24 protein-coding genes and 1 pseudogene are annotated in these 21,861 nt (G+C 39.0%); 19 read left to right on the plus strand and 6 right to left on the minus strand.

Annotation, left to right across the window (positions count from 1 at the left end):
* The 5 genes and pseudogenes from BCG07_RS14435 to BCG07_RS14455 form a co-directional block, all read left to right on the plus strand.
* A pseudogene (locus tag BCG07_RS14435) lies at positions 1-252 on the plus strand (flagellar motor protein MotB); the annotation flags it as partial.
* Between the two features lie 12 nt (positions 253-264).
* Positions 265-1,035 carry a ParA family protein gene (locus BCG07_RS14440; protein ID WP_006792761.1) on the plus strand — a complete coding sequence of 257 codons (771 nt, stop codon included), beginning with the start codon at positions 265-267 and terminating at the stop codon, positions 1,033-1,035.
* 3 nt (positions 1,036-1,038) lie between these two features.
* Positions 1,039-1,839 (plus strand): chemotaxis protein CheW, encoded by an 801-nt coding sequence (locus BCG07_RS14445; RefSeq protein ID WP_286890717.1) that lies wholly within the window; start codon positions 1,039-1,041, stop codon positions 1,837-1,839.
* A 24-nt stretch (positions 1,840-1,863) separates the two neighbouring features.
* On the plus strand, positions 1,864-2,361 hold the full coding sequence (locus BCG07_RS14450; RefSeq protein ID WP_006792763.1) for a chemotaxis protein CheW: 498 nt from the start codon (positions 1,864-1,866) through the stop codon (positions 2,359-2,361).
* A 17-nt stretch (positions 2,362-2,378) separates the two neighbouring features.
* Positions 2,379-2,780 carry a DUF2802 domain-containing protein gene (locus tag BCG07_RS14455; protein ID WP_058428556.1) on the plus strand — a complete coding sequence of 134 codons (402 nt, stop codon included), beginning with the start codon at positions 2,379-2,381 and terminating at the stop codon, positions 2,778-2,780.
* A gap of 35 nt (positions 2,781-2,815) precedes the next feature.
* On the opposite strand, the gene BCG07_RS14460 is transcribed toward BCG07_RS14455, so the two are convergent.
* Entirely contained in the window at positions 2,816-3,469 is a 654-nt protein-coding gene (locus BCG07_RS14460; RefSeq protein WP_286890721.1) for an OmpW/AlkL family protein, read from the minus strand.
* 262 nt (positions 3,470-3,731) lie between these two features.
* Between BCG07_RS14460 and dapE the strand changes: the two genes are divergently transcribed.
* Positions 3,732-4,916, plus strand: a complete 1,185-nt coding sequence (gene dapE / locus BCG07_RS14465; protein WP_286890722.1) for a succinyl-diaminopimelate desuccinylase — start codon at positions 3,732-3,734, stop codon at positions 4,914-4,916.
* Positions 4,917-4,976: 60 nt separating this feature from the next.
* Here the strand turns inward: dapE and olsF are convergent, their stop codons facing one another.
* Positions 4,977-6,683, minus strand: a complete 1,707-nt coding sequence (gene olsF, locus BCG07_RS14470) for a bifunctional ornithine lipid synthase OlsF (protein ID WP_286890723.1) — start codon at positions 6,681-6,683, stop codon at positions 4,977-4,979.
* Positions 6,684-6,838: 155 nt separating this feature from the next.
* Here olsF and BCG07_RS14475 point away from each other — a divergent pair, with 155 nt between their 5' ends.
* Positions 6,839-7,759, plus strand: coding sequence for a 2-hydroxyacid dehydrogenase (locus tag BCG07_RS14475; protein ID WP_286890725.1), 921 nt, complete (start codon positions 6,839-6,841; stop codon positions 7,757-7,759).
* A gap of 205 nt (positions 7,760-7,964) precedes the next feature.
* Here the strand turns inward: BCG07_RS14475 and smrA are convergent, their stop codons facing one another.
* The 3 genes from smrA to BCG07_RS14490 all read right to left on the minus strand — a co-directional run bounded on the left by smrA (position 7,965) and on the right by BCG07_RS14490 (position 9,469).
* Positions 7,965-8,543 (minus strand): DNA endonuclease SmrA, encoded by a 579-nt coding sequence (gene smrA, locus BCG07_RS14480; protein WP_286890727.1) that lies wholly within the window; start codon positions 8,541-8,543, stop codon positions 7,965-7,967.
* 129 nt (positions 8,544-8,672) lie between these two features.
* Positions 8,673-8,918 carry a hypothetical protein gene (locus BCG07_RS14485; protein ID WP_006792771.1) on the minus strand — a complete coding sequence of 82 codons (246 nt, stop codon included), beginning with the start codon at positions 8,916-8,918 and terminating at the stop codon, positions 8,673-8,675.
* Positions 8,919-9,025: 107 nt separating this feature from the next.
* Positions 9,026-9,469 carry a hypothetical protein gene (locus BCG07_RS14490; protein WP_006792772.1) on the minus strand — a complete coding sequence of 148 codons (444 nt, stop codon included), beginning with the start codon at positions 9,467-9,469 and terminating at the stop codon, positions 9,026-9,028.
* 113 nt (positions 9,470-9,582) lie between these two features.
* Between BCG07_RS14490 and BCG07_RS14495 the strand changes: the two genes are divergently transcribed.
* The gene (locus tag BCG07_RS14495; RefSeq protein WP_006792773.1) at positions 9,583-9,966 is read left to right on the plus strand and encodes a response regulator; all 384 of its coding nucleotides are present in this window, start codon (positions 9,583-9,585) and stop codon (positions 9,964-9,966) included.
* A 65-nt stretch (positions 9,967-10,031) separates the two neighbouring features.
* Here the strand turns inward: BCG07_RS14495 and rpsT are convergent, their stop codons facing one another.
* Positions 10,032-10,292 (minus strand): 30S ribosomal protein S20, encoded by a 261-nt coding sequence (rpsT, locus tag BCG07_RS14500; RefSeq protein ID WP_006792774.1) that lies wholly within the window; start codon positions 10,290-10,292, stop codon positions 10,032-10,034.
* Between the two features lie 294 nt (positions 10,293-10,586).
* Here rpsT and murJ point away from each other — a divergent pair, with 294 nt between their 5' ends.
* The 11 genes from murJ to BCG07_RS14555 all read left to right on the plus strand — a co-directional run bounded on the left by murJ (position 10,587) and on the right by BCG07_RS14555 (position 21,819).
* Positions 10,587-12,125 (plus strand): murein biosynthesis integral membrane protein MurJ, encoded by a 1,539-nt coding sequence (gene murJ, locus BCG07_RS14505; protein WP_058429154.1) that lies wholly within the window; start codon positions 10,587-10,589, stop codon positions 12,123-12,125.
* Positions 12,126-12,208: 83 nt separating this feature from the next.
* Positions 12,209-13,159 carry a bifunctional riboflavin kinase/FAD synthetase gene (gene ribF, locus BCG07_RS14510; protein ID WP_006792776.1) on the plus strand — a complete coding sequence of 317 codons (951 nt, stop codon included), beginning with the start codon at positions 12,209-12,211 and terminating at the stop codon, positions 13,157-13,159.
* Between the two features lie 5 nt (positions 13,160-13,164).
* Entirely contained in the window at positions 13,165-15,993 is a 2,829-nt protein-coding gene (gene ileS / locus BCG07_RS14515) for an isoleucine--tRNA ligase (protein WP_058551005.1), read from the plus strand.
* Between the two features lie 12 nt (positions 15,994-16,005).
* Entirely contained in the window at positions 16,006-16,506 is a 501-nt protein-coding gene (gene lspA / locus BCG07_RS14520) for a signal peptidase II (RefSeq protein WP_010555931.1), read from the plus strand.
* Entirely contained in the window at positions 16,503-16,943 is a 441-nt protein-coding gene (fkpB, locus tag BCG07_RS14525) for an FKBP-type peptidyl-prolyl cis-trans isomerase (protein WP_008132561.1), read from the plus strand. The genes lspA and fkpB overlap by 4 nt, the downstream gene beginning before the upstream one ends.
* Positions 16,943-17,872 (plus strand): 4-hydroxy-3-methylbut-2-enyl diphosphate reductase, encoded by a 930-nt coding sequence (ispH, locus tag BCG07_RS14530; protein WP_243532990.1) that lies wholly within the window; start codon positions 16,943-16,945, stop codon positions 17,870-17,872. Before fkpB ends, ispH begins: the two co-directional genes overlap by 1 nt.
* 40 nt (positions 17,873-17,912) lie before the next feature.
* Positions 17,913-18,947, plus strand: a complete 1,035-nt coding sequence (locus BCG07_RS14535; RefSeq protein WP_286890735.1) for a sensor histidine kinase — start codon at positions 17,913-17,915, stop codon at positions 18,945-18,947.
* Positions 18,944-19,651: a LytR/AlgR family response regulator transcription factor gene (locus BCG07_RS14540; protein WP_010555933.1), complete on the plus strand. Its 708-nt coding sequence runs from the start codon at positions 18,944-18,946 to the stop codon at positions 19,649-19,651. Before BCG07_RS14535 ends, BCG07_RS14540 begins: the two co-directional genes overlap by 4 nt.
* Positions 19,652-19,757: 106 nt before the next feature.
* On the plus strand, positions 19,758-20,318 hold the full coding sequence (gene pilV / locus BCG07_RS14545; protein WP_008132554.1) for a type IV pilus modification protein PilV: 561 nt from the start codon (positions 19,758-19,760) through the stop codon (positions 20,316-20,318).
* Between the two features lie 2 nt (positions 20,319-20,320).
* A complete protein-coding gene (locus BCG07_RS14550; protein WP_286890739.1) occupies positions 20,321-21,328 on the plus strand; it encodes a PilW family protein in 1,008 nt (335 codons plus the stop codon).
* Complete coding sequence (locus BCG07_RS14555) at positions 21,316-21,819, plus strand: hypothetical protein (protein ID WP_010555936.1); 504 nt, start codon at positions 21,316-21,318, stop codon at positions 21,817-21,819. The genes BCG07_RS14550 and BCG07_RS14555 overlap by 13 nt, the downstream gene beginning before the upstream one ends.
* The last annotated feature ends 42 nt before the right edge of the window (positions 21,820-21,861 follow it).

Here is a 21,861-nt window from a genome sequence, read left to right on the forward strand (position 1 = left end):
ATTGAAGGGTATGGACAGTATTCACCCTTTGCACCTAACGACACAGATGAGGGCCGAGCTGAAAATAGAAAAGTAGTAATAGCGTTATCTAAATATGGGTTGCCAGAAGAGAAAAATAATTCAGCAGAAGAGCCAATAGTTGAGGCAGTAGCGCCTGAGCCAGAAGTAGAATTACCGTCAGACGATGACACAATAAAAATTATTCGTTTACCACATGGTGGAATTCGTATTACAACTCGCAATGAACAGTAACTAGGATATGATGTGAAGATTTGGACTGTAGCCAACCAAAAAGGTGGCGTTGGTAAAACAACGACTGCGGTCAGTCTTGCTGGTACTTTAGCACTGCAGGGTAAACGTGTATTACTAATAGATACCGATCCTCATGCGTCTTTAACGTATTACTTTGGTATTGATTCTGAAGATTTAGAAGTCAGCGTTTACGATATTTTCGCTCGTGGAACTAGTATGCAAAGTGAGGAAATACTTCAAGCATTATGCCCATCCACCCTCGAAAATTTAGATATATTACCTGCTACTATGGCTATTGCTACATTAGATAGAAGCATGGGCAATAAAACAGGCATGGGGTTAATTTTAAAAAAGACGCTTGCCAAAATAAGCGAACATTACGATTATGCTATTTTAGATTGCCCCCCTGTTTTAGGGGTTTTAATGGTTAATGCATTGGCTGCGAGTGAGCGCATTTTAGTACCTGTTCAAACTGAGTTTTTAGCGCTTAAAGGCTTAGATAGAATGATGCGTACAATGGAATTAATGCAGAGCTCACAAGCGAAAAGTTACGAATATACTATAATACCTACAATGTACGATAAAAGAACGAAGGCATCACTCGAAGCCTACAAAACGTTACAAAAAACCTACGGTAATAGAGTTTGGCCAGGTGTTATTCCCGTAGACACAAAACTAAGAGATGCAAGCTTAGCACAAAAAGTACCCATAGAATTTTGTCCTCGCTCTCGTGGTGTATTTGCTTATAAAGCATTATTAGATTATTTAATTGAACAAGGTTAATGAATGAGTAAGCAATTATTTGCTAATGAAAAAGTAATGACTCAGTACTTAGGTGCCTTACTTTGCGAAGAAGAGCTTGCCAGTGACTTAGAGCCCGTAGCAAAACTTTTAGAAAATATACCGGGTGACTTGCCAAGCGAAGAAGCCACTCATGAAAGTCAGAAGCCAGTTACTAAAGTTAAAGTAGTGGCTGAGCATGAATCATCTTCGTTAGATGATACGCATGAAGTTAAAGAAGCAGAAGCTACAACACCGATAGTTAACGTCATTGAAACGCCAAAAGAGACAACGAGTACAGACCTTAAAATAGCAAAACAGAAACTATTAAATCTTTCAAATAACAGTGAGTCAGATTACTTTGACGGCGAATTTCAGGCATTGTTCTTTGAAGTTGCAGGACTTACGCTAGCAGTCCCGCTTAAAGCTCTTGGCGGTATACATCAATTAGGTGAAGTGAATCACCTGTTTGGTAAACCAAAGTGGTTTAAAGGCGTTATGCTTAATCGTGATGAAAAGCTCAATGTTGTAGATACAGCACGCTGGGTTATGCCAGAGAAGTACGATGAAAAACTTGAGGCATCACTTGATTATCAGTATTTAATAACTTTAGGAGATAGCCAATGGGGATTATTAGCTGAGAAGCTTATAAATAACATTACATTGACAAAAGAAGATGTAAAATGGCGTACAGATCAAAGTAAGCGCCCATGGCTTGCCGGGGTTATTAAAGAAAAAATGTGTGCTTTAATAGATGTAGACAATTTAAATACGTTATTAGAAGAGGGCTTAGATAGCCGTCAGTAGTAATGACCATTATGGGGTAACAGCATGAACCAAGAGAAATTACTGTCAGAAAATAAAAATGCAGATAATAATGATGAAATATTACAGTGGGTTACTTTTAAGCTAGAAGAGGAAACCTACGGTGTTAATGTAATGCAAGTTCAAGAAATACTGCGTTACACCGAGATTGCACCAGTCCCTGGTGCGCCTTCTTATGTAATAGGCATTATTAACTTACGTGGTAATGTAGTAACCGTTATTGATACACGTGCTCGATTCGGTTTGTCAGCAGCTGATGCAACTGATAACTCACGTATATTAATTATTGAAGCTGAAGAACAAGTTATAGGCATTTTAGCCGATAGCGTTTCTGAAGTTGTATACCTGCGTAGCTCTGAGATTGACAGTGCGCCAAATGTTGGTACTGAAGAAAGCGCTAAGTTTATCCAAGGTGTCTGTAATCGAGATAATGAGCTTCTTATTTTAGTTGATTTAAATAAGCTACTTAGTGATGACGAATGGGATGAGTTAAGCGATTTATAAGCTTTACCAGATAAACTATGCTGTTACTTAGTATTGCTATAAGCGCGTTAGCGGTAGGTCTTATATCGTTAACGCTTATTATTGCATTTAAAAATAAACACACCAGCGATGTTGCTGATGTACATCAAAAACTTAAAGAATGTGCAGAACAAGTTCATATTTTAAGAAGCGAAGCCGCTGAATTAAGAACCGGTTTACTCAGTATCGGCAAGCGAGTTCTAGAGGTTGAGCAACAAAACCAAGATTTACTGCAGCAGCAATCGGCTCAAAAATACGATGATCCTGATGCTAAGATTTATTCCCGTGCTGTGAAAATGGTTGAGTTAGGTGCAGATTTAGACGAAGTTATTCGCGAGTGTGAGTTACCAAGGGCTGAGGCCGAGTTATTGTTTTCGTTGCACAAAAAAAAAGGCGCTTAGCGCCTTTTTTACACACATAACATCGTACTTAGACTTTAAAAACTATACTTCACACCAAACATTGCCACTACAGGGTCAAGCTCAACTGTTGATGTTAATGCTTTTGCATTGTTAGCGTACACAGTTGCATCTGTATCAATATCCATTATAGAAACCATTGCGTGGAGTCCCCAGTGATCATCCATTTTATAATTAGCCCCTACTTGTACTAAAAACCCTAAAGAGTCATCAAGCTCAACTTTAACATCGTCTGTACCAAGGGTTGCTTTAAGAGCTTGCGAAGGCTGTTCATCAAAAAAGGTTGTATAATTAACACCAACACCTATGAATGGTCTGAGCTGGTAGCTTGTATCTAAAAAGTGATACTGTGCCACTAACGAGGGTGGCAAGTGTTTAATGTTTGCAATTTTATTACCAGCCAAGCCGCCTGTTCCATTTACATCATGAGAGAACGGCGTAGCAGCAATCAATTCTAATACCCAATTGTCATTAAATGCATAGTCTATCGTAATACCTAGCTGAGTATTAGAATCACCTTTTAGACCTAATGAAGGAGCTTCGTTAATTGCAGAGCCACTGTTATCTGGGTTAACGTTAATAGCGCCCAGATTTACGCTGAAGTTAGCGTTTGCAGCTGGAGAGAGTGCTAATAAAGAGGTTAATAATGCAATGCTAATTTTGGTTTTCATGTTGTTCTCCAAGAACTACTTTTTAATTTACGCCATTATTACGCTTAACAAATATGAAAAACCTGTTCTAGATCAAAGTTTCAAAAATGATTGAACGTTGAAAAGTATTTTATTGATTTAGATTAATTTTGACGCTGTTTCGTAACCGCAATGATTGACAATCTATGTAATTAATAATCATCAGAATGTATAAAAGCTGACATCTCTTAGTCATACTCTCACTATTTAATAATGCCTTACTTAGTAATAAAGGTGTTAAAAAATGTCTTTAGTTGTTTCACAACAAGCAGTCACTTCTCAAAGGTTAAACGCCGAATTAATAAATAAATTACAAACGCTTATCCAATTTAAATCAGTAACGCCGAATCAAGCCGGTGCAATAGATTGGCTGGTTGAGCAGTTATGTGAGCAAGGTTTTTGCTGTGAAAAATTTACGAGTAATGGTGTCACTAACTTAATTGCGCATATTAAATTCAATGAGGGACCGTGTGTCGCTTTTTCAGGGCACATTGATGTGGTTCCCGCAGATAACGGTGACTGGCTAACCCCTCCGTTTGATGGAAGAATAATTGATGGGGTAATTTACGGAAGAGGTGCCGCCGATATGAAAGGAGGTGTGGCAGCTATGCTAACTGCCACAAAAAAATTAATAAATAGCACGTCATCAAAAGCAGGGACTTTTTATTGGCTCATTACCTCTGATGAAGAAGGCGAGGCTGAGTTTGGTTCTGCGCAAATAGCTAATAAGCTTTCTTCAAATGGGATCGTTTTAGACGGATGTATTGTCGGCGAGCCAACGAGTTCGACACATGTTGGCGATACAATTAAAAACGGTCGCCGTGGTGCGCTTTCAGCACGTATTTTGGTAAAGGGCAGGGCAGGTCATGTAGCTTATCCTCAAAATACCATTAACGCCGCACATATTAGTGCCAAAATAGTCAATAAACTGAGTGAACAAGCGTGGCACTTAGATGACGCAGGCTCAAAAACAACACTGCAAGTAACAGGCATAAATATTGACAATGTGGTCGATAATTTGGTCCCTAGTCAATGCGAAATAACATTTAATATTCGCTATAGCCATAGGTACAGCAGTGAAAAAATTAAATCGATATTGAACAATTCGTTGGATGAATTTTCACGTTACATAACGATTAATTGGGAGCGTCCATGTGAACCATACTATACCCAACCTAAGAGTAACTGGAGTTTAATTACTTGTGTTGAACAAGCCATACATAGTCAAACTGGAAACTACCCAGTTTTAAGTACCAGTGGGGGCACATCTGACGGTCGTTTTTTTGCTAACAGCCATACTCAAGTAATTGAATGTGGGCTAAGAAACCATACAATTCACCAGGTTAATGAGCACGCATCTATTGATGACTTAATAAAAGTTGAAGCAATTTATTATGACTTACTTTCACGTATTTATATAGAACGGTAATGTTATGTGAGTAAGTTCTCAAATAAAGCTCAGACAGTGGCGAGGGTAACCTCGCTTCAATTAGCTTAAGTATCGCTTTGCTTTGTTATCTTTAACATTTTGCAAGTCAACCAATACTAAACCATCAATGCAATTATTGAAGTCGGGATCTACGCTAAAACTTAAAAATTTTACTCCACCAGGCTTACATAGCTCTGTATATTGTTTAAATAAAGTGGGAACTTGCGCACCCATGTTGGCAAGCACATGCTTTAGTTCTACAAAGTCTTCTTTAACATCATCTTTGCAAAAAATCATGTCACACTGCGCAAGTTCATGTTCGCTTAGTTTGAATTCATTGTTTGGAGTCGCAAGTACTTCATCGGTTTTATAATAATGCTGATAGTAATACACTAGCATGGCCTTTGCCGGGTCAGGTAACGTATTAGACACGCTAACAGCGCCAAATAAATAACGATATTGTGGGTAGTTTTTAACAAATGCGCCAATGCCGTACCACAGGTAATCTAAGCTTTTACGTCCCCAATATTTTGGCTGAACAAAGCTACGACCAAGTTCAATTCCTTGCTCTAGGTAGGGGCCCATTTCAGTGCTATAAGTAAATAAACTGTCGGTATACAGCCCTTTACGGCCATGTTTATCAATTATTTCTTTAGCGCAAGCTAGCCTATACGCGCCTACCAGCTCTAATTGTGTTGGGTCCCAAAGAACTAAGTGTTGATAGTCCATATCGTACTTATCAATATCACGGCGTTTTCCACTGCCTTCACCTACAGCTCTAAAAGCTATTTCTCTCAACCTACCTAGCTCTCTAAAAATAGGTGAGCTACCCGTATATTGATATAAATGAATATGCATACCATCTTGTGTTTCCCCCAGAAGCTGACACGCATCTATTGCTTTTTTAAGCTCTTTACTACACTCAGGAACAGCAATAGGAGTTTGTGTTTTAAGTGGTAAGGTTTTTTTAGTTGTTAGGCGATACAGTTGCTTTCGTATTAAATTAACAATCTCTTTATCTTTTAAATTTTCTATGAGGTATGACGCTGGAGGAATAGACGCACCAATTTCAAACTCTAACGATTTCTGGCGTTGTTTAAACATTTCTTTTACTAGTAACAAGCTTGCTAAGGGTTTGTAAATTATTGAAGTCCCATAAAATAATGGGCTGTTTTTAGCTTTTATATAAATAGGTAATATAGGGCAATTGGCTTTTTTTGCCATGCGCAAAAAACCGCTGTTCCATTTACAATCTTTGATACCTGTAGGGCTCAGCCGTGATACTTCACCAGCGGGAAATATCAATAATACCCCCTCATTTTTTAAATGCTGGTGAATATTATAAAGCTCTTGTTTTTTACTTGTGCCAGATAAGTTATTTACAGGTAAAAGTAAGTCGTGCATTGGAGTCACCGACATGAGCATACGGTTAGCAACAACCTTTAAATCTTTTCTTACGCTTGAGATCACTTTAATTAATGCAAGCGCATCTAAAGAGCCTATAGGGTGGTTTGCAACAATAATTAATTTACCTTCGCTAGGAATATGCTCTATTTGCTTTGGCTTGTAACGTGTATCAAAGTTAAGCTCATCGAGAACTTGTTCAACAAATTCTAGCCCTTGTAAATGAGGGTAGGTGTCGGCAAAGGCCACAAACTCTTGTTCATGTAGTAAATAGCCTAATCCCTTTTTTACTAGGCTTTTTACTTTTGGTGAGCTTTCTAATTGTGGTAAGTTTGCTGCAATTACTTTATCAACACTGATCATACAAGCCTCTTTTTAATTTAGCACGACTGCCATATCTTTAGAGTAAAAAAAGGGTGTGACAGTTATTTTGCAGTTGTGTGACCTTTTAAAGTGTAAAGGGTGCCAAGTGTTGATTAGTCAGTATGGATTTTATAAAAACTTATTTGGAAGTAACTATGTCGGTATTAGTAGCAATTACAGGTCGAGATAACACAAAGTTAATAGCGCAATTACAAGCCCGATTACCCTCTACAAAAGTACAGCAGTGGCCAGATTGCAATAACCTAGAAACTATTGATTTTGTATTAGCATGGAAAGCACCGCATGATATGTGGGCAAAGTTGCCAAACCTTAAAGCGGTATCGTCATTTGGTGCGGGTGTAGACAGTATTGATTTAAATTTGCTTGGTGATGACGTAGATGTGGTGCGTATAGTTGATGAAAAATTGGCACAAGATATGGCCGAATATGTGCTTACGCATGTTTTAGCGCAAAAATTGCGATTAAAAGAATACTTTATTAAGCAAACGCAGCACCAATGGAAGCCCAAAAGAGCTTATCAACAAAACAATGTAGGTATTTTGGGATTTGGGGAGCTAGGTAAAGCATGTGCGAAACGACTTATTGCCAATAACTTTACTGTAAATGCTTGGGCTCATACACATAAAACGAGTAGTAATGTTAATTTATTTTATGGCGAACAAGGGCTTCAAAATATGCTTAGCAACATTGATTATCTAGTCTGTTTGTTGCCATTAACCAAAAAAACGAAAGGTATTATCAATAAAAGTACAATTAGTTTGCTTCCTAATCATGCTGTTATTATAAATGTTGCACGAGGAGAGCATGTTATAGAAGCGGATTTACTTAAGGCCTTAGAAGAGAATTCGCTTCGGGCTGCAGTCATTGACGTGTTTGAACACGAACCCCTTAGTAAAGAACACCCTTATTGGCAGCATGATAAAATAACCCTTACACCGCATTGTGCAGCATTATCAGATATAAACAGTGTTGCAGCACAAATAGCAGAAAACGTTGAACGCTTGCAGCAAGGTATTACTTTAAATAATCGAATAGATAGAACGAAAGGATATTGATAAATATTTAAAGAAACAGCTTGTTAACATATGTAATTTTTATTAATGTTGTATATGTTCTCAACAATAAAAATATAAAGAGGGTGAAATGAAAACAAATCAGGGTGGTGCTAGATTAAGCTTAATTATAATTTCTATAATAATATTAGGCGTATCTGCTTGGTTTAATCAGCCAACTATTTTATAGAATGGCACCACAGCAAGTTTAGCGCTTGCTGTGGATTTCTCTATTTTCGTGTTTTTTATCGGCACTTTTTTTGAGTAAAACATAAGTCGCACCGCTCCCTCCATGATGCCTCTGTGCAGTATGATATGCCAAAACCGCCGGTAATTCAGGTAGCCATTTATTTACAAAACTTTTTAGTATTCCTGGTTTAGTTTTATTTTTAATTCCTACACCATGCCTAATAAGCACCACGCGAACATTTTGCTGCTGACAGTCATTAATAAAATTAAAGAGCGTATTGCGTGCATTTTTAAGTAGCTGGCCATGAAGGTCTAAGGTCGCATCAACTTGATAGTTTGCTAAACGTAAGTTTTTAAATACAGGGCCTTGTACTCCGTCTTTTTTAAAGCTTAATATAGCAAATGGTTCAACAAGCTCTACAGACTCTGTGCTTAAGTAGTTTTCATCTGTTGATAGAGTATTTTCGGCCGCTTGTCGCTTTTGTTGTTGCGCAAGTGAAGAATGAGGGCTGCTTGATAACGGTTTAATAGTATCACTGCTAATAGGGGTCACATCTTCCATAGAAGATAAAAACAAATCAAAATCAGATAAGGACATACCGAAATCTCAAAATAATGTAGTACGAGGTCAATATTATCTTAGTTCACCTAATTACCCAACCATTTTGATTTATACAATAAAAAAAGCCCAGCAATGCTGGGCTATAAAATATTCTAGGGGAAATTGTTAGCTCTGAGTTACATTAAGTTGCCCAAATGTATAAACCTTAAACAGATAAAATGTATTGATCAATACTAAACTCATATTTGAAATAACACTCGATGACATAAGATCTAAGCTAAATGATAAAAATAACAGGCCACATGCACTTATGGCGGCTACGCGCAGTAATGTTATGTGGTTAATAAAGAATGCACCTAAACCTAGTGCAAGTAGTATCGTGTTTAAAAGCCAATCTAGCTCATTTAGCATGGTCGTTTCAATAGTTCAGTTGTTGAAAAAAGGAGCGCCATTATGGTGATCTTTTGCGCACCTTTCAACCAAGTAATTTTACATTTTTCAGATTAGTTTTATTAATGCTAAAAGTAACTTTTAATCGCTGAAATGAGACCGTCGTCAGCAATAACTTGATACTTTTGGCAGCTCTGAGGATTCTGTAAATCACTGCATAAATAAAGAGATTTACGCTTATCGTCAAACTTAGGATGTAAATGCGAGTCAACAAGCGTTGCACCGTATCCAAATACACCAGGCCAATAAATACTTTTGCTAACCATCCCTAATTTTTTATAGGTGAGTAAAGTTGGTTTTGGAAAAGCTATAATGATAACTGCAATAATAGCGAGCGTTATTAACAGCCCTTTTTTAGGTTTAGGGTTTTGGCTATTTAACTCTGTATCAATAGTGTGTTGTTTAGTTTGTGCCTGCCTTTGAGAAGTTGCCCGAGTTTTATTTTTTTGTGTTGTATTTTTTCTTGCCGGTGTTTTACCTAGCAAGGATTGTTTTTTTGGTGTTTTTGACATAAAGCAGATCTGGCCTTTTTTACATAGGTCTTTATAATTCAAATAGTAAATTTATATACTAAGCTAATTATTATAATAACGTAAAGTTAGCTTATAGCCTATGAGGAATGAAGATGGACACGCAGCTATCAATTTTAATAGTGGATGACGTTAGCACGGTGCGTAGTTTTTTGAGCCAAACGCTCATGCATCTAGGGATAGACAATGTAAAGGAAGCATCTACTGCCTCACAGTGTATTAGTGAATGCCAAGCTGCAAAATACAGTATGATTTTTTTGGATATTGAGTTACCGGATGGAGACGGAAAAGAATTAATTGCACAAATCAACGAGATGAGTCCAGAAACGAATGTAATTATGGTGTCTGCGCATTCAGCTGTTGAAAATGTAAAAGATGCCATAGATAAAGGCGCTAAAGGGTTTATCGTAAAACCGTTTACACCTAAAAAAATAGCAGCCATGCTTAAAAAGTTTTATCCAGATTTAGAAATTATGTAGTCCAAAAACTTTTAAGTAAAAAAAAACCGGCAAAAGCCGGTTTTTTATATTCTAACAAAAACAAATTATAGCGCTTTGATCTTAGCTGCTAAACGGCTCTTATGACGAGCTGCTTTGTTTTTGTGGATTAGACCCTTAGTTGCGTAACGGTCTAGGATAGGTGTAGCAACAGAAAAAGCTTGCTGTGCAGCTTCTTTATCGCCAGCTTCAATAGCAACAACTACTTTTTTGAAGTAAGTGCGCATCATTGAGCGACGGCTTGCGTTGTGCTGACGGTTCTTTTCGCTAGTGATAGCGCGTTTTTTTGCAGACTTGATGTTAGCCAAGGTTTGCTCCTAACAATCTTAAAATAAAGCTTAAATTAAAGGCCGTGGAATATGCCTGTTTCTATCATGAATGTCAATTAAATTTAACTATTCAAGAAAAACTGCTCCTTATAACGAACATTAATTTGCCGCTTTAGCAGTTAATGACGCTATTGTAACAAAGCACAGACCCCCAGCCTAGTGCTTTAAAGCGATTTATAAAAAAGACTGTGGCATAATCGCGTATCTTAGGGATTTTTAAGTAGGTTTAAGGTGTCAAAAGGTTTATTTCGCTCAGGTATGATTGTTAGTTGTATGACTATGATCTCGCGTATTTTAGGGCTCGTAAGAGATGCAGTTGTTGCCAATTTACTTGGCGCAAGTGCTGCGGCTGATGTATTTTTATTTGCTAACCGAATTCCTAACTTTTTACGTCGTTTATTTGCCGAGGGCGCTTTCGCACAGGCATTCGTACCCGTTTTAAGTGAAATAAAAGAGCAACAAGGTGATGATAAAGTTAGGCTCTTTGTTGCCCAAGCTGCAGGTACGCTGGGCACTATTTTATTGTTAGTGACTATTTTTGGTGTAGTGGCTTCGCCGGTTATCGCCGCTTTATTTGGTACCGGCTGGTTTATTGATTGGTGGCAAGGCGGCCCCAATGCAGAAAAGTTTGAGCTGGCCAGTTCGTTATTAAAATTTACCTTTCCGTATTTGTTGTTTGTAAGTTTAGTCGCGCTGAGCGGTGCGGTAATGAATGTTTACAACCGTTTTGCCGTTGCCGCATTTACCCCTGTGTTACTCAATATATCAATAATCACCTGCGCTATTTTTTTACATGATAAGTTTAGTGTTGGTGCATATGCTCTCGCTATAGGTGTATTTGTTGGTGGCATTGTTCAGTTGTTATTTCAATTACCTTTTTTATTACGCGCTAAAATGTTGGCTCGCCCGCGCTGGGCTTGGCATGACGAAAACGTAAAAAAAGTGCGTAAGCTTATGCTGCCCGCATTGTTTGGCGTATCGATAAGCCAAATTAATTTATTACTAGATACTATGATTGCCTCATTACTGATGACAGGTTCTATAGCATGGCTTTATTACTCAGACAGGCTAATAGAGTTTCCGCTTGGTTTGTTTGGAATAGGTATTGCGACGGTTATTTTACCCGCACTCTCTAAATTGCACAGCAGTAAAAAATTGAGCGATTTTCAGCATACGTTAGATTGGGGAGTTCGCTTTGTAATATTTTTAGGTATACCAGCAATGGTTGGCTTAATGATAATAAGCCCACTTATAATTACGGTCCTATTCGATCATGGTGCCTTTAAAGAGGACAGTGTTGATCATGTAAAAGCGGTAAGTTTAGGTGTTGTAGCTTACTCTGTTGGGTTAGTTAGTTTTATGTTGATTAAAGTGCTCGCGCCTGGGTTTTATTCACGTCAAGATACTAAAACGCCCGTACGCATTGGTATTATAACCCTTGTGCTAAATATGGTATTTAATATTATGTTAGCCCCTTTTATAGGTTACTTAGGGTTAGCACTCGCTACATCAATGTCAGCCAGTTGTAATGCATTTTTACTTTATAGGCAGCTAAAAAAAGAAAATGTTTATCAGTTTTCTTCTATGAGTTTGCGTTTCACTATAAAGTGCATCGTTGCAAGTTTAGTCATGGGCTGTGTTACATGGTATGTAAGTAGTTACTATTTCTGGGCCTCGTGGGCTTTCGCACAACAAGTTATATTATTAATTGCCCTTGTTGTATTAGCAGGAGTTAGCTATTTTTCAATGCTCTTTTTAATGGGTGTAAGACTAAATACGATAAAAAGTGTAGCAATTACTGAATCAAACTAAAAAAAAGATTATAATCGGCAGCCTTGTGGCTTTTCCTTGATATAAGTCGTGATAATACTTGCTGAAAAAAGGCTTTAGGTGGCATGGAGTTAATTAGAGGTATACACAATATTCGCCCACACCATTTTGGGTGTGTGTTAACTATTGGTAATTTTGACGGCGTTCACTTAGGTCATGCGCAAGTATTAAAAGGCTTGTTAGCTGACGCAAAAGCACACAATTTACCCAGTACGGTGTTGTTGTTTGAGCCTCAACCTCAAGAGTTTTTTGCAAAAAATAATGCCCCAGCAAGGTTAACTCGCTTACGCGATAAGTTACGTTTATTAAGTGATTTAGGCATTGAACGTGTAATTTGTATTAGCTTTAACCAGCGGTTTGCAAATATGCATGCAGAACAGTTTGTAAACGAGATATTAATAAAAAAACTCGGTGTTAAAGCGTTAACGGTGGGTGACGACTTTAGATTTGGCCAACAACGTAAAGGTAATTTTAATTTACTTGTAAATATGGGCAAACAAGCAGGCATGGATGTACAAAGCACTGCGAGTTTTCATCAGTTAAATGCTAGAGTAAGTAGCACGTTAATACGTGAGGCATTGGCATGTGGCAACTTAGCCGATGCAAAAGTGATGCTTGGTCATAATTATGCGATTTCTGGGCGTGTTATACACGGTTGGAAACGAGGCCGTGAACTTGGCTTTAGAACTGCAAATATAGCGCTAAAGCGCCAAGTTTGCCCCGTGAATGGGGTATTTGCTGTGCAAGCGACTATTGCAGGGAAACAGGTTTTTGGGGTTGCTAATATAGGCAACAAACCCACATTTAATGGGACACGTGCACTTCTGGAAGTTCATCTTTTTGACTTTGCACAAGACATTTACGGACAATTTATGCACGTTGAGTTGATACAAAAACTCCGCGATGAAAAAAAATTCGAGACATTAACACAATTAACGGCGCAAATAGCAACAGACGTTGCCGCCGCTAAACAGTGTTTTGGTTTAAATCAGGTAGCCGATAGAGACGGAATGTAGGATAAATGAGCGACTATAAACATACTTTGAACTTACCGGAAACACCGTTTCCAATGCGTGGCAATTTGGCACAACGTGAACCAAAAATGCTAAAAGCATGGTATGAAGACGACCTATATGGTCAAATCCGCAGCGCTAAAAAGGGTAAAAAAACCTTTATTTTGCATGACGGTCCGCCATATGCAAATGGCGACATTCACTTAGGTCACTCAGTAAATAAAATTTTAAAAGACATTATTGTAAAGTCTAAAACCTTATCTGACTTCGACTCGCCATATATTCCAGGCTGGGACTGTCACGGTTTACCAATCGAGCTAATGGTTGAGAAAAAAGTAGGTAAGCCTGGCGTTAAAGTAACTGCGAGCGAGTTTCGCGAAAAATGCCGCGCTTATGCTAAAAAGCAAGTTGAAGGTCAAAAAGTAGACTTTAAACGTTTAGGTGTGTTTGCCGATTGGGACAAGCCATACCTAACAATGAATTTTGATTTTGAAGCGAATGCAATTCGTGTACTTGGTCGTATTATTAAAAATGGTCACCTACACAAAGGTGCAAAGCCTGTGCACTGGTGTACTGATTGTGGCTCTGCATTAGCTGAGGCTGAAGTTGAGTATCAAGATAAACAGTCGCCAGCCATTGATGTGCGTTTTATTTTTGATGATCAAGACGCCGTAGTTAATGCATTTGATATGGCACAAGGGCATAAAGGTAAAGGTGATGTTGGTACTGTAATATGGACTACAACACCATGGACGCTTCCTGCAAACCGTGCAGTCGCAGTTCATGCTGAGTTAGAATATGCATTAGTACAAGTTGAAGATGAAGGCGCTGAGCAGCGTTTAATTTTAGGTTCAGAGCTTGTAAAAGATGCTATGGATCGTTTTGGTTTTAATCATTACCATGTTTTAGGTTACGTAAAAGGTGCTGCACTTGAAAACTTGCAAGTAGCGCATCCTTTTTATGACTTTAATGTACCGGTAATTGTTGCAGAGCATGTAACTACGGACTCAGGTACTGGCGTGGTGCATACAGCACCGGGTCATGGTCAAGAAGATTTCGTGGCAGGCTTAAACTATAACCTAGAAGTTGCTAACCCAGTTGGCGCTAACGGTGTGTACTTGCCTGATACAGAATTATTTGCAGGCCAGCACGTATTTAAAGCTAACGCGAGCGTAATTGAAGTATTAAAAGAGCGTGGCGCTTTAGTGCACCACCATGCGCTTACTCATAGTTACCCACATTGCTGGCGTCATAAAACCCCTATTATTTTCCGTGCTACGCCACAATGGTTTGTTAGTATGGATCAGGCTAATTTACGTAAAGATTCATTGGCTGAAATCAAAAATACACAGTGGCTACCAGAATGGGGCGAAAGCCGTATTGCAAACATGGTTGAAGGTCGCCCAGATTGGTGTATTTCTCGCCAACGCACTTGGGGTGTACCCATTGCTTTATTTGTTGACAAAGACACCGGTGCATTACACCCAAATACCCAAGCGCTTATTGAGCAAGCTGCCGCATTAGTAGAAAAATCAGGTATACAGGCATGGTATGACTTAGAGCCAGAAACACTATTAGGCGAAGAAGACGCTAAACAATACATGAAAGTGCAAGACACACTCGATGTATGGTTTGACTCAGGCGTGTCGCATGCGTGTGTTGTTGATGCTCGTGAAGAATTAGTAGGCCCAGCAGATTTATATCTGGAAGGGTCGGATCAACACCGTGGTTGGTTTATGTCGTCGATGATGACATCGGTTGCAATTAATGGTCATGCCCCTTATAAACAAGTGCTTACGCATGGCTTTACCGTTGATGAAAACGGCAGAAAAATGTCTAAGTCATTGGGTAACGTTATTTCTCCGCAAAACGTTATGAATAAGTTGGGTGCTGATATCTTACGTTTATGGGTCGCGTCTACCGACTACACGGCTGAAATGACTGTATCGGATGAAATATTTAAACGCTCTGCAGATCGCTACCGCCGTATTCGTAATACGAGCCGTTACTTATTAGCTAACTTAAATGGTTTTGATCCTAAAACAGATCAGGTTGCTGTTGACGATATGGTTGAGCTTGATAAGTGGATTGTTGGCCGTGCTGCACAGCTTCAGGACGAAATTTTAGCCGCTTACGATAGCTACCAAATGCTATTAGTTACGCAAAAGCTAATGAACTTCTGTACGGGTGAGCTTGGTTCGTTCTACTTAGATGTAATTAAAGACCGTCAGTACACAGCTAAGAGCGACAGCCATGCACGCCGTTCTTGTCAAACTGCGCTTTACCATATTGCTGAAGCAATGACGCGTTGGATGGCACCAATTATGAGCTTTACAGCACAAGAAATTTGGGAAGCTTTACCTGGAGAACGTAGCGATTACGTATTTACATCAGTATGGTATGAAGGTTTACAAGCACCAACAAATACCCAGTTTAGTAATGATGACTGGCAAGCAATTTTAAACGTACGTGACGAAGTGAACCGTTTATTAGAAGCGGCACGTAAAGAAGAAGTTATTGGTGCAGCTCTTCAAGCTACAGTTAATTTATTTGCGGGCGAAGAGCTGGCAAACAAATTAACAGCATTGGGTGATGAGTTGCGTTTTGTACTGCTAACGTCAGCTGTTAATGTAGCGCATGTTGATAGCCAGCCTGCAGATACGCAAGAAACAGAAATTGAAGGTTTGTACATTAGTGTTGCAGCAACAGATGCCGCCAAATGTGAACGTTGTTGGCATTACAGCGACGATGTAGGCATTGAGCCTGCTCACCCAGAAATTTGCGGTCGTTGTGTTAGTAATGTTGATGGTGAAGGCGAAAAGCGTCAATTCGCTTAGGGGATGTTTTTAGTGAGCAAACTAGCCCAAAAAAGTGGTTTAGTGTGGTTATGGTTGAGTCTATTGCTTTTAGCAATAGACTTTGCCAGTAAAACACTTGTTGTAAATACTATGGCTTATAGCGAGTCTATTAATTTACTACCTGTTTTTAGTATTACCTATGTGCATAACTATGGTGCTGCTTATAGTTTTTTAAGTGATGCTGGTGGTTGGCAACGTTGGTTTTTAAGCGCAATTGCAATTGCTATAAGTGCCTTATTGGTGTGGTGGCTAAAAAGATTACCCGCAACTAATAAAGTGTTATGTGGTGCTTACTCGTTAGTGCTTGCTGGCGCTATTGGTAACTTATACGACCGTATTGCTTACGGTTATGTAATTGACTTTATTCACGTATTTTATGAAGACTCACATTTTCCAGTATTTAACTTTGCTGACTGTGCTATTTGTGTAGGCGCGGCATTGTTATTATTTGACGCCTTTACAGGTGAGAGTCCGAAGGAGCATAAAGCATGAGCCAAGCTGTAATTGGTGAAAACTCGCAAGTTATTTTTCATTTTTCTATAAAACTTGAAGATGGCTCTGCCGCTGATTCAACTAAAGTGCACAACAAACCTGCAAAGTTAACAATGGGCGATGGCAGCTTAACGGCAAATTTTGAGAAGTGCCTTTTAGGTCTAAGCGCAGGTGAAAGTAAAACCTTTGAATTAGAACCTGAAGATGCATTTGGTCAGCCAAACCCAGATAACATTTATTATGTTGATCGTAGTAAATTTGGCGCAGAAACACCTGCGAAAGTAGGTGCTATTATTGCGTTTACTCAACCTGATGGTACAGAGCTTCCGGGCTTAGTGCGGGAAGTGCAGGGTGAGTCGGTTACTATTGATTTTAACCATCCGCTATCTGGCCAGCGTTTAACATTTGAAGTTGATATTATTGAGGTAAAAGGCTAATGGATATTTTATTAGCTAATCCACGTGGCTTCTGCGCAGGCGTTGATAGAGCAATTAGCATAGTAGAGCGCGCTTTAGATATTTTTGAAAAGCCAATTTACGTACGTCATGAAGTTGTTCATAACAAATATGTTGTTGACGGCTTAAAGAACCGAGGCGCAGTGTTTGTAGAAGAATTACACCAAGTACCAGACGACAGCATTGTTATTTTTAGTGCGCATGGTGTATCTCAAGCGGTACGCTCTGAAGCCAAGCGCAGAGAGTTAAAAGTATTTGATGCGACTTGTCCACTTGTAACTAAAGTACATATGGAAGTAACCCGCGCAAGCCGTAAGGGTATAGAATGTATTTTAATTGGCCATCATGGTCACCCAGAGGTTGAAGGCACCATGGGGCAATACGACAATGATGCTGGCGGTATTTATTTAGTAGAAACCGAAGACGATGTTATTGCGCTTAATGTTAAAGATGCAAAAAACTTATTTTATTGTAGTCAAACAACGCTCTCTGTTGATGACACTGCTGATGTAATAGATGCATTACGAGAAAAATTTCCTGCAATTGACGGCCCGCGTAAAGATGATATTTGTTACGCGACTCAAAATCGCCAAGATGCTGTTCGCGACCTAGCTGATAAGGTTGATGTATTATTAGTTGTTGGTGCGAAAAATAGCTCAAACTCAAATCGCTTGCGCGAACTTGCAGATAAAATGGGTACAACCGCTTACTTAATTGACGATGCTACTGATGTACAGGAGCAATGGGTTTCAAGCGCTAATTCAGTAGGGGTTACGGCTGGTGCGTCAGCACCTGAAGTGCTTGTTCAGCAGGTAATAAGTCGTTTAAAAGAGTTGGGTGGCACACAAGTTGTAGAAAACCCAGGTGAAGAAGAGAATATCGTATTTGCTGTTCCTGTGGAGCTGCGTTAATCTATATAAATTAATTATTTAGATTACAAGGAGAGCTGTGATGAGCAAAACGCCTCAATCGGATGTATTGCTTTTTTCAGCTCTTTTTAATGAGCGAGGTGTGCTTGCCTCGCTTGTTGTCACTCAAGTTATTGCGGTTGTTTTAGCATTTGCTCCGCATGCTCAGGGTGATATATGGCTTAGGCTTGGAATAATTAGCCTATTTTTACATTTAATTGTTTTATCAAGTACTTCCTCGTTATATATAGCTCGGCACTTTTTACAAAAGCGTACACGTGCCCTACAACTTTCGCTCTTTTTTGTTTCTTTTTTATTATTTACCAGCCTATTCAGTGTTTTATTTTCGCGCTTTGCGTTTGATATAAATACAAATGAACACCTTATTTATTTTGTCATTCAAAATACTATTATTGTTGCATTTTTAGTTGCTTTATTTGTGCAGTTTTTGCTTATCTATGCTGAAAAAGAGCAACAAACTAAGGCACTTTCCCGTGCTGAGTTAGACGCTTTGCAAGCACGAATTCGTCCACACTTTTTATACAACAGCTTAAATACAGCGGCAGAATTAACGCATCACGATGCCGCGGCTGCAGAGCAAGCTATTTTAGCATTAGCTGCATTGTCACAAGCGGCAATGCGTTCAGGGCAAAGCGTGTTGTTGAACGATGAGGTAACACTGAGTAAGCAATATATTGCCTTAGAAACTTGGCGCTTTGGTGAGCGATTAAAAGTTAATTGGCACATTCCCTCAGATTTACCAGCATTAAATATACCGTGTTTAACACTTCAGCCATTAATTGAAAACGCAGTATGCCACGGTGTTGAAACAAGTGAAGACGGCGCGACAATAAATGTAGAGCTGCATATCACCACCGGCTATATAACAATGATTGTCTCAAACCCAATTACAGCCTCAAAGGAGCAGACTAGGCCTAATAATGGAATGGCACTTGATAATATTCGCCAGCGTTTAAATATTTATTATAAAAATAAAGCGCAGCTTACTATTACTAATAGGGATGGCGTATACAGGGTGAAAGTCGTTATTCCTAAACATATTGAGAATAGCGTATGAATGTACTGATTGTTGATGATGAACCATTAGCTAGGACGCGATTAAAACGGCTTTTAGCAGTTGACAAAAGCATAGTGATAAAAGCAGAGGCAGCGAATGGGAATGAAGCGTTAGAGCTTGCTAAAAAGTATAACCCTGATTTAATTTTTTTAGATGTCGATATGCCAGGAATGAATGGCTTAGAGGTAGCGCATAAGCTAAACAGAATGCCTTTACCACCCGCTATTGTGTTTGTTACGGCTCACCCAGAGCATGCATTAGATGCCCTGCAATTAAGTGCTGCGGGATATCTAGTTAAACCTATTACCGACCAATCTTTAAGTAAAGTGCTAGATCAGCTAGGGCGTTTAAATAAAGCGCATGTGCAAAAACAGCAATCAGCTAAAATTAGTTACCAGGTGGCAGGGGTTATAAAAAGTGTAGAGCTTGACAGTATTATTTATTTTATCGCGCAGCAAAAATACACAAACATGGTTTTTGAGGGTGGAGAAGCCTTTATAGAGCAGAGCTTAAAACAGTTAGAGCTACTTTACCCCGCCCAGTTGTTACGAATTCATAGAAATACCTTAGTAAACAAAAGTAAGCTGCTATGTTTGAAAACACAAAATACAGGGGTACATACAATAGAACTTGTTGGTTGCAAAGAGCACTTAGCTGTAAGCCGACGGGAACTAAAAGCAGTTAAAGATATATTAAATGCCTAGCTGTTAACCGTTTATCAACAAATCCTACCGCTTATCCTAGTAAGTATTGAATCTAAATTTTAATGCCATAAACTTACAATCAGACAATTTTTTATTTGGTTTTGGTATGCAATCGTCTCAAACAAAATTTCAAAAAGGCTTCACACTAATTGAAGTACTTATTGCATTTATAATTTTAAGTTTTGGCTTATTAGGGGCCGTGGCTTTGCAAGCTAAAGCTAAGCAGGCAAGTTTTGATTCTATGCAGCGAGCTGCTGCTGTTGCGCTAGGAAACGATATTATTCAACGTATTCGTGCAAATGATACACCGCAATTAGTTGGGCTTTACGCTAAAACATTTAATAGTGAAACCTCTACAACAACGTCTCAAACTTGCTTCACAGCAAGCTGCAGTGCAGCGCAAGTTGCAGCTTTAGATTTAGAACAATGGAAACGCGCGATTAGAGCGCGAGAAAATACAGGCGCCTTAGATGATGCAACTGTGTGTATTAGGCCAACAGCAGTTGGTGGCTCAGGTGGTAAAGCATTTAATTTAGAAGTGATTATTTCATGGCAAGGCAGACAAGAATTTACAGCCAATGATGCAACAGCCGCAATTGAGTGTGGCGAATCAGACAAAAAGCGCCGTTTAGTGGTTTTAACTAGTTACATTTACCTTAGGAGTTAAGCATGAGCATTAAGCAAAAAGGTTTTACCCTTGTAGAAATGATGATCTCGCTTTTTATAGGGGGCTTAGTACTTGGCGGCGTTATGTTCACCTACATTGGCATGAAAGTAACCACAAAAGACACCATGACCATCGGCGAGATCCAAGAGTCTGCGCGCCTTGCTATTAACATTATGCAGCGTGATATAGAACAAATTGGATTTTGGGGCACATACTACGATGACTCTTTTGTCGCAGGGAATACAACAAGGGCGACGGCAACAACTCCTGCACCAGATTGTTTTGAAGGGGCTAATAACGGGAGTTTTCCTGATTTAGCGTCTGCCACTAACTTTAGAACCATTTATGCAAAGGTTGCAGAAGAGTCCAAAGAACTAAATTGCGTGAGTAACCCTGTTAAAAGTACAGATATTTTACAGCTTAAATTTTTACAAGGTAACCGCTTAACAGTAGTAGCTGGAGGAAACGAAACCCAAGCAGGTCAAAACTATTTTATTGCAGAGCAAGAAAAGGCGCAATTTGTTCGCGGCGTAGTCAATGCTGGTGCGCTAAATATTAATGCAACTGTTTGGCCTTATAGCCACCACGTTTATTACATTTCAGAGCAAACGTACAAAGTTAATAATAAAAATATTACTGTTCCCGCATTGATGAGAAAACGCTTGGTAGGGGCTAATATTTCTACAGAGACAATAATGGAAGGCGTAGAAAATATGCGCTTTGTTTTTGGCCTCGATACAAATAACGACAGCCGCATTGATACCTATAAAAGTATCGGCGATATGGAACATTCAGACTGGGAAGACCGAAAGGGTATTTTAACTGTTCAAGTATTCTTATTGATAAGAGCTTTACAAGAAGACCCCGGGCTTAAATTAAAGAATCAAACATATACCTTGGGCGAAGACGATAATAAGCGCCAGTTAACATTTAATGACAGTTACAGACGCACCGTATTTACTACCACAATTCGATTAAACAACGTTGGATCAAACTTATGGCGTATTTAAAAAACTCACCTAACAAACAACAGGGTGTTGTGCTTATTACTGCATTAATTATGGTAATAGCCGTCACTGGTATTGCTGTAACACTGATGAGTAGCAGCAGTATTGACGTTAAAATTACAAATGCAGCGCAAGAACGAGAAGTCGCTGAAAACGAACTTATTGGTGAAGTTCAAAGAATGATTTCTGATGAGGCTAACAAAGGGGCTGCAAACCAGTTTTTTTTAACACCCGATGAAGTCTCTCACCATTCTGGAGACAACGGTGAAGGTATGACGATTGCAACGCACGGCGATATGCAAAGTAAAATGATTAACTTAAATCAAGGTGCACTTGATTTAGAATGCCCAAGGCGCTTTAACTTTACAGCGGGTATATCGTGCAACATGGTACAAGTTGCTACTACCGTTGAATATGGATCTAAAGCAAAGCATTCACTCACAATTGTGACAGGTGTAGCACAAGAAATGGCTAGTATGAGTAAGGGAATTTAAGATGAATTTTAAATTAAACAAAGTGCTAGCGGCATTACTTGG

Source organism: Pseudoalteromonas sp. ESRF-bin5 (assembly GCF_002632075.1).
Lineage (GTDB): Bacteria > Pseudomonadota > Gammaproteobacteria > Enterobacterales > Alteromonadaceae > Pseudoalteromonas > Pseudoalteromonas marina.

Bases quoted from the DNA above. Each gene is read 5' to 3' on its own strand.
- BCG07_RS14445 (WP_286890717.1), top strand. From the start codon at position 1,039: ATGAGTAAGCAATTATTTGCTAATGAAAAAGTAATGACTCAGTACTTA.
- BCG07_RS14450 (WP_006792763.1), top strand. From the start codon at position 1,864: ATGAACCAAGAGAAATTACTGTCAGAAAATAAAAATGCAGATAATAAT.
- BCG07_RS14455 (WP_058428556.1), top strand. From the start codon at position 2,379: ATGCTGTTACTTAGTATTGCTATAAGCGCGTTAGCGGTAGGTCTTATA.
- BCG07_RS14460 (WP_286890721.1), bottom strand. From the start codon at position 3,469: ATGAAAACCAAAATTAGCATTGCATTATTAACCTCTTTATTAGCACTC.
- dapE (WP_286890722.1), top strand. From the start codon at position 3,732: ATGTCTTTAGTTGTTTCACAACAAGCAGTCACTTCTCAAAGGTTAAAC.
- olsF (WP_286890723.1), bottom strand. From the start codon at position 6,683: ATGATCAGTGTTGATAAAGTAATTGCAGCAAACTTACCACAATTAGAA.
- BCG07_RS14475 (WP_286890725.1), top strand. From the start codon at position 6,839: ATGTCGGTATTAGTAGCAATTACAGGTCGAGATAACACAAAGTTAATA.
- smrA (WP_286890727.1), bottom strand. From the start codon at position 8,543: ATGTCCTTATCTGATTTTGATTTGTTTTTATCTTCTATGGAAGATGTG.
- BCG07_RS14485 (WP_006792771.1), bottom strand. From the start codon at position 8,918: ATGCTAAATGAGCTAGATTGGCTTTTAAACACGATACTACTTGCACTA.
- BCG07_RS14490 (WP_006792772.1), bottom strand. From the start codon at position 9,469: ATGTCAAAAACACCAAAAAAACAATCCTTGCTAGGTAAAACACCGGCA.
- BCG07_RS14495 (WP_006792773.1), top strand. From the start codon at position 9,583: ATGGACACGCAGCTATCAATTTTAATAGTGGATGACGTTAGCACGGTG.
- murJ (WP_058429154.1), top strand. From the start codon at position 10,587: ATGACTATGATCTCGCGTATTTTAGGGCTCGTAAGAGATGCAGTTGTT.
- ribF (WP_006792776.1), top strand. From the start codon at position 12,209: ATGGAGTTAATTAGAGGTATACACAATATTCGCCCACACCATTTTGGG.
- ileS (WP_058551005.1), top strand. From the start codon at position 13,165: ATGAGCGACTATAAACATACTTTGAACTTACCGGAAACACCGTTTCCA.
- fkpB (WP_008132561.1), top strand. From the start codon at position 16,503: ATGAGCCAAGCTGTAATTGGTGAAAACTCGCAAGTTATTTTTCATTTT.
- ispH (WP_243532990.1), top strand. From the start codon at position 16,943: ATGGATATTTTATTAGCTAATCCACGTGGCTTCTGCGCAGGCGTTGAT.
- BCG07_RS14535 (WP_286890735.1), top strand. From the start codon at position 17,913: ATGAGCAAAACGCCTCAATCGGATGTATTGCTTTTTTCAGCTCTTTTT.
- BCG07_RS14540 (WP_010555933.1), top strand. From the start codon at position 18,944: ATGAATGTACTGATTGTTGATGATGAACCATTAGCTAGGACGCGATTA.
- pilV (WP_008132554.1), top strand. From the start codon at position 19,758: ATGCAATCGTCTCAAACAAAATTTCAAAAAGGCTTCACACTAATTGAA.
- BCG07_RS14550 (WP_286890739.1), top strand. From the start codon at position 20,321: ATGAGCATTAAGCAAAAAGGTTTTACCCTTGTAGAAATGATGATCTCG.
- BCG07_RS14555 (WP_010555936.1), top strand. From the start codon at position 21,316: ATGGCGTATTTAAAAAACTCACCTAACAAACAACAGGGTGTTGTGCTT.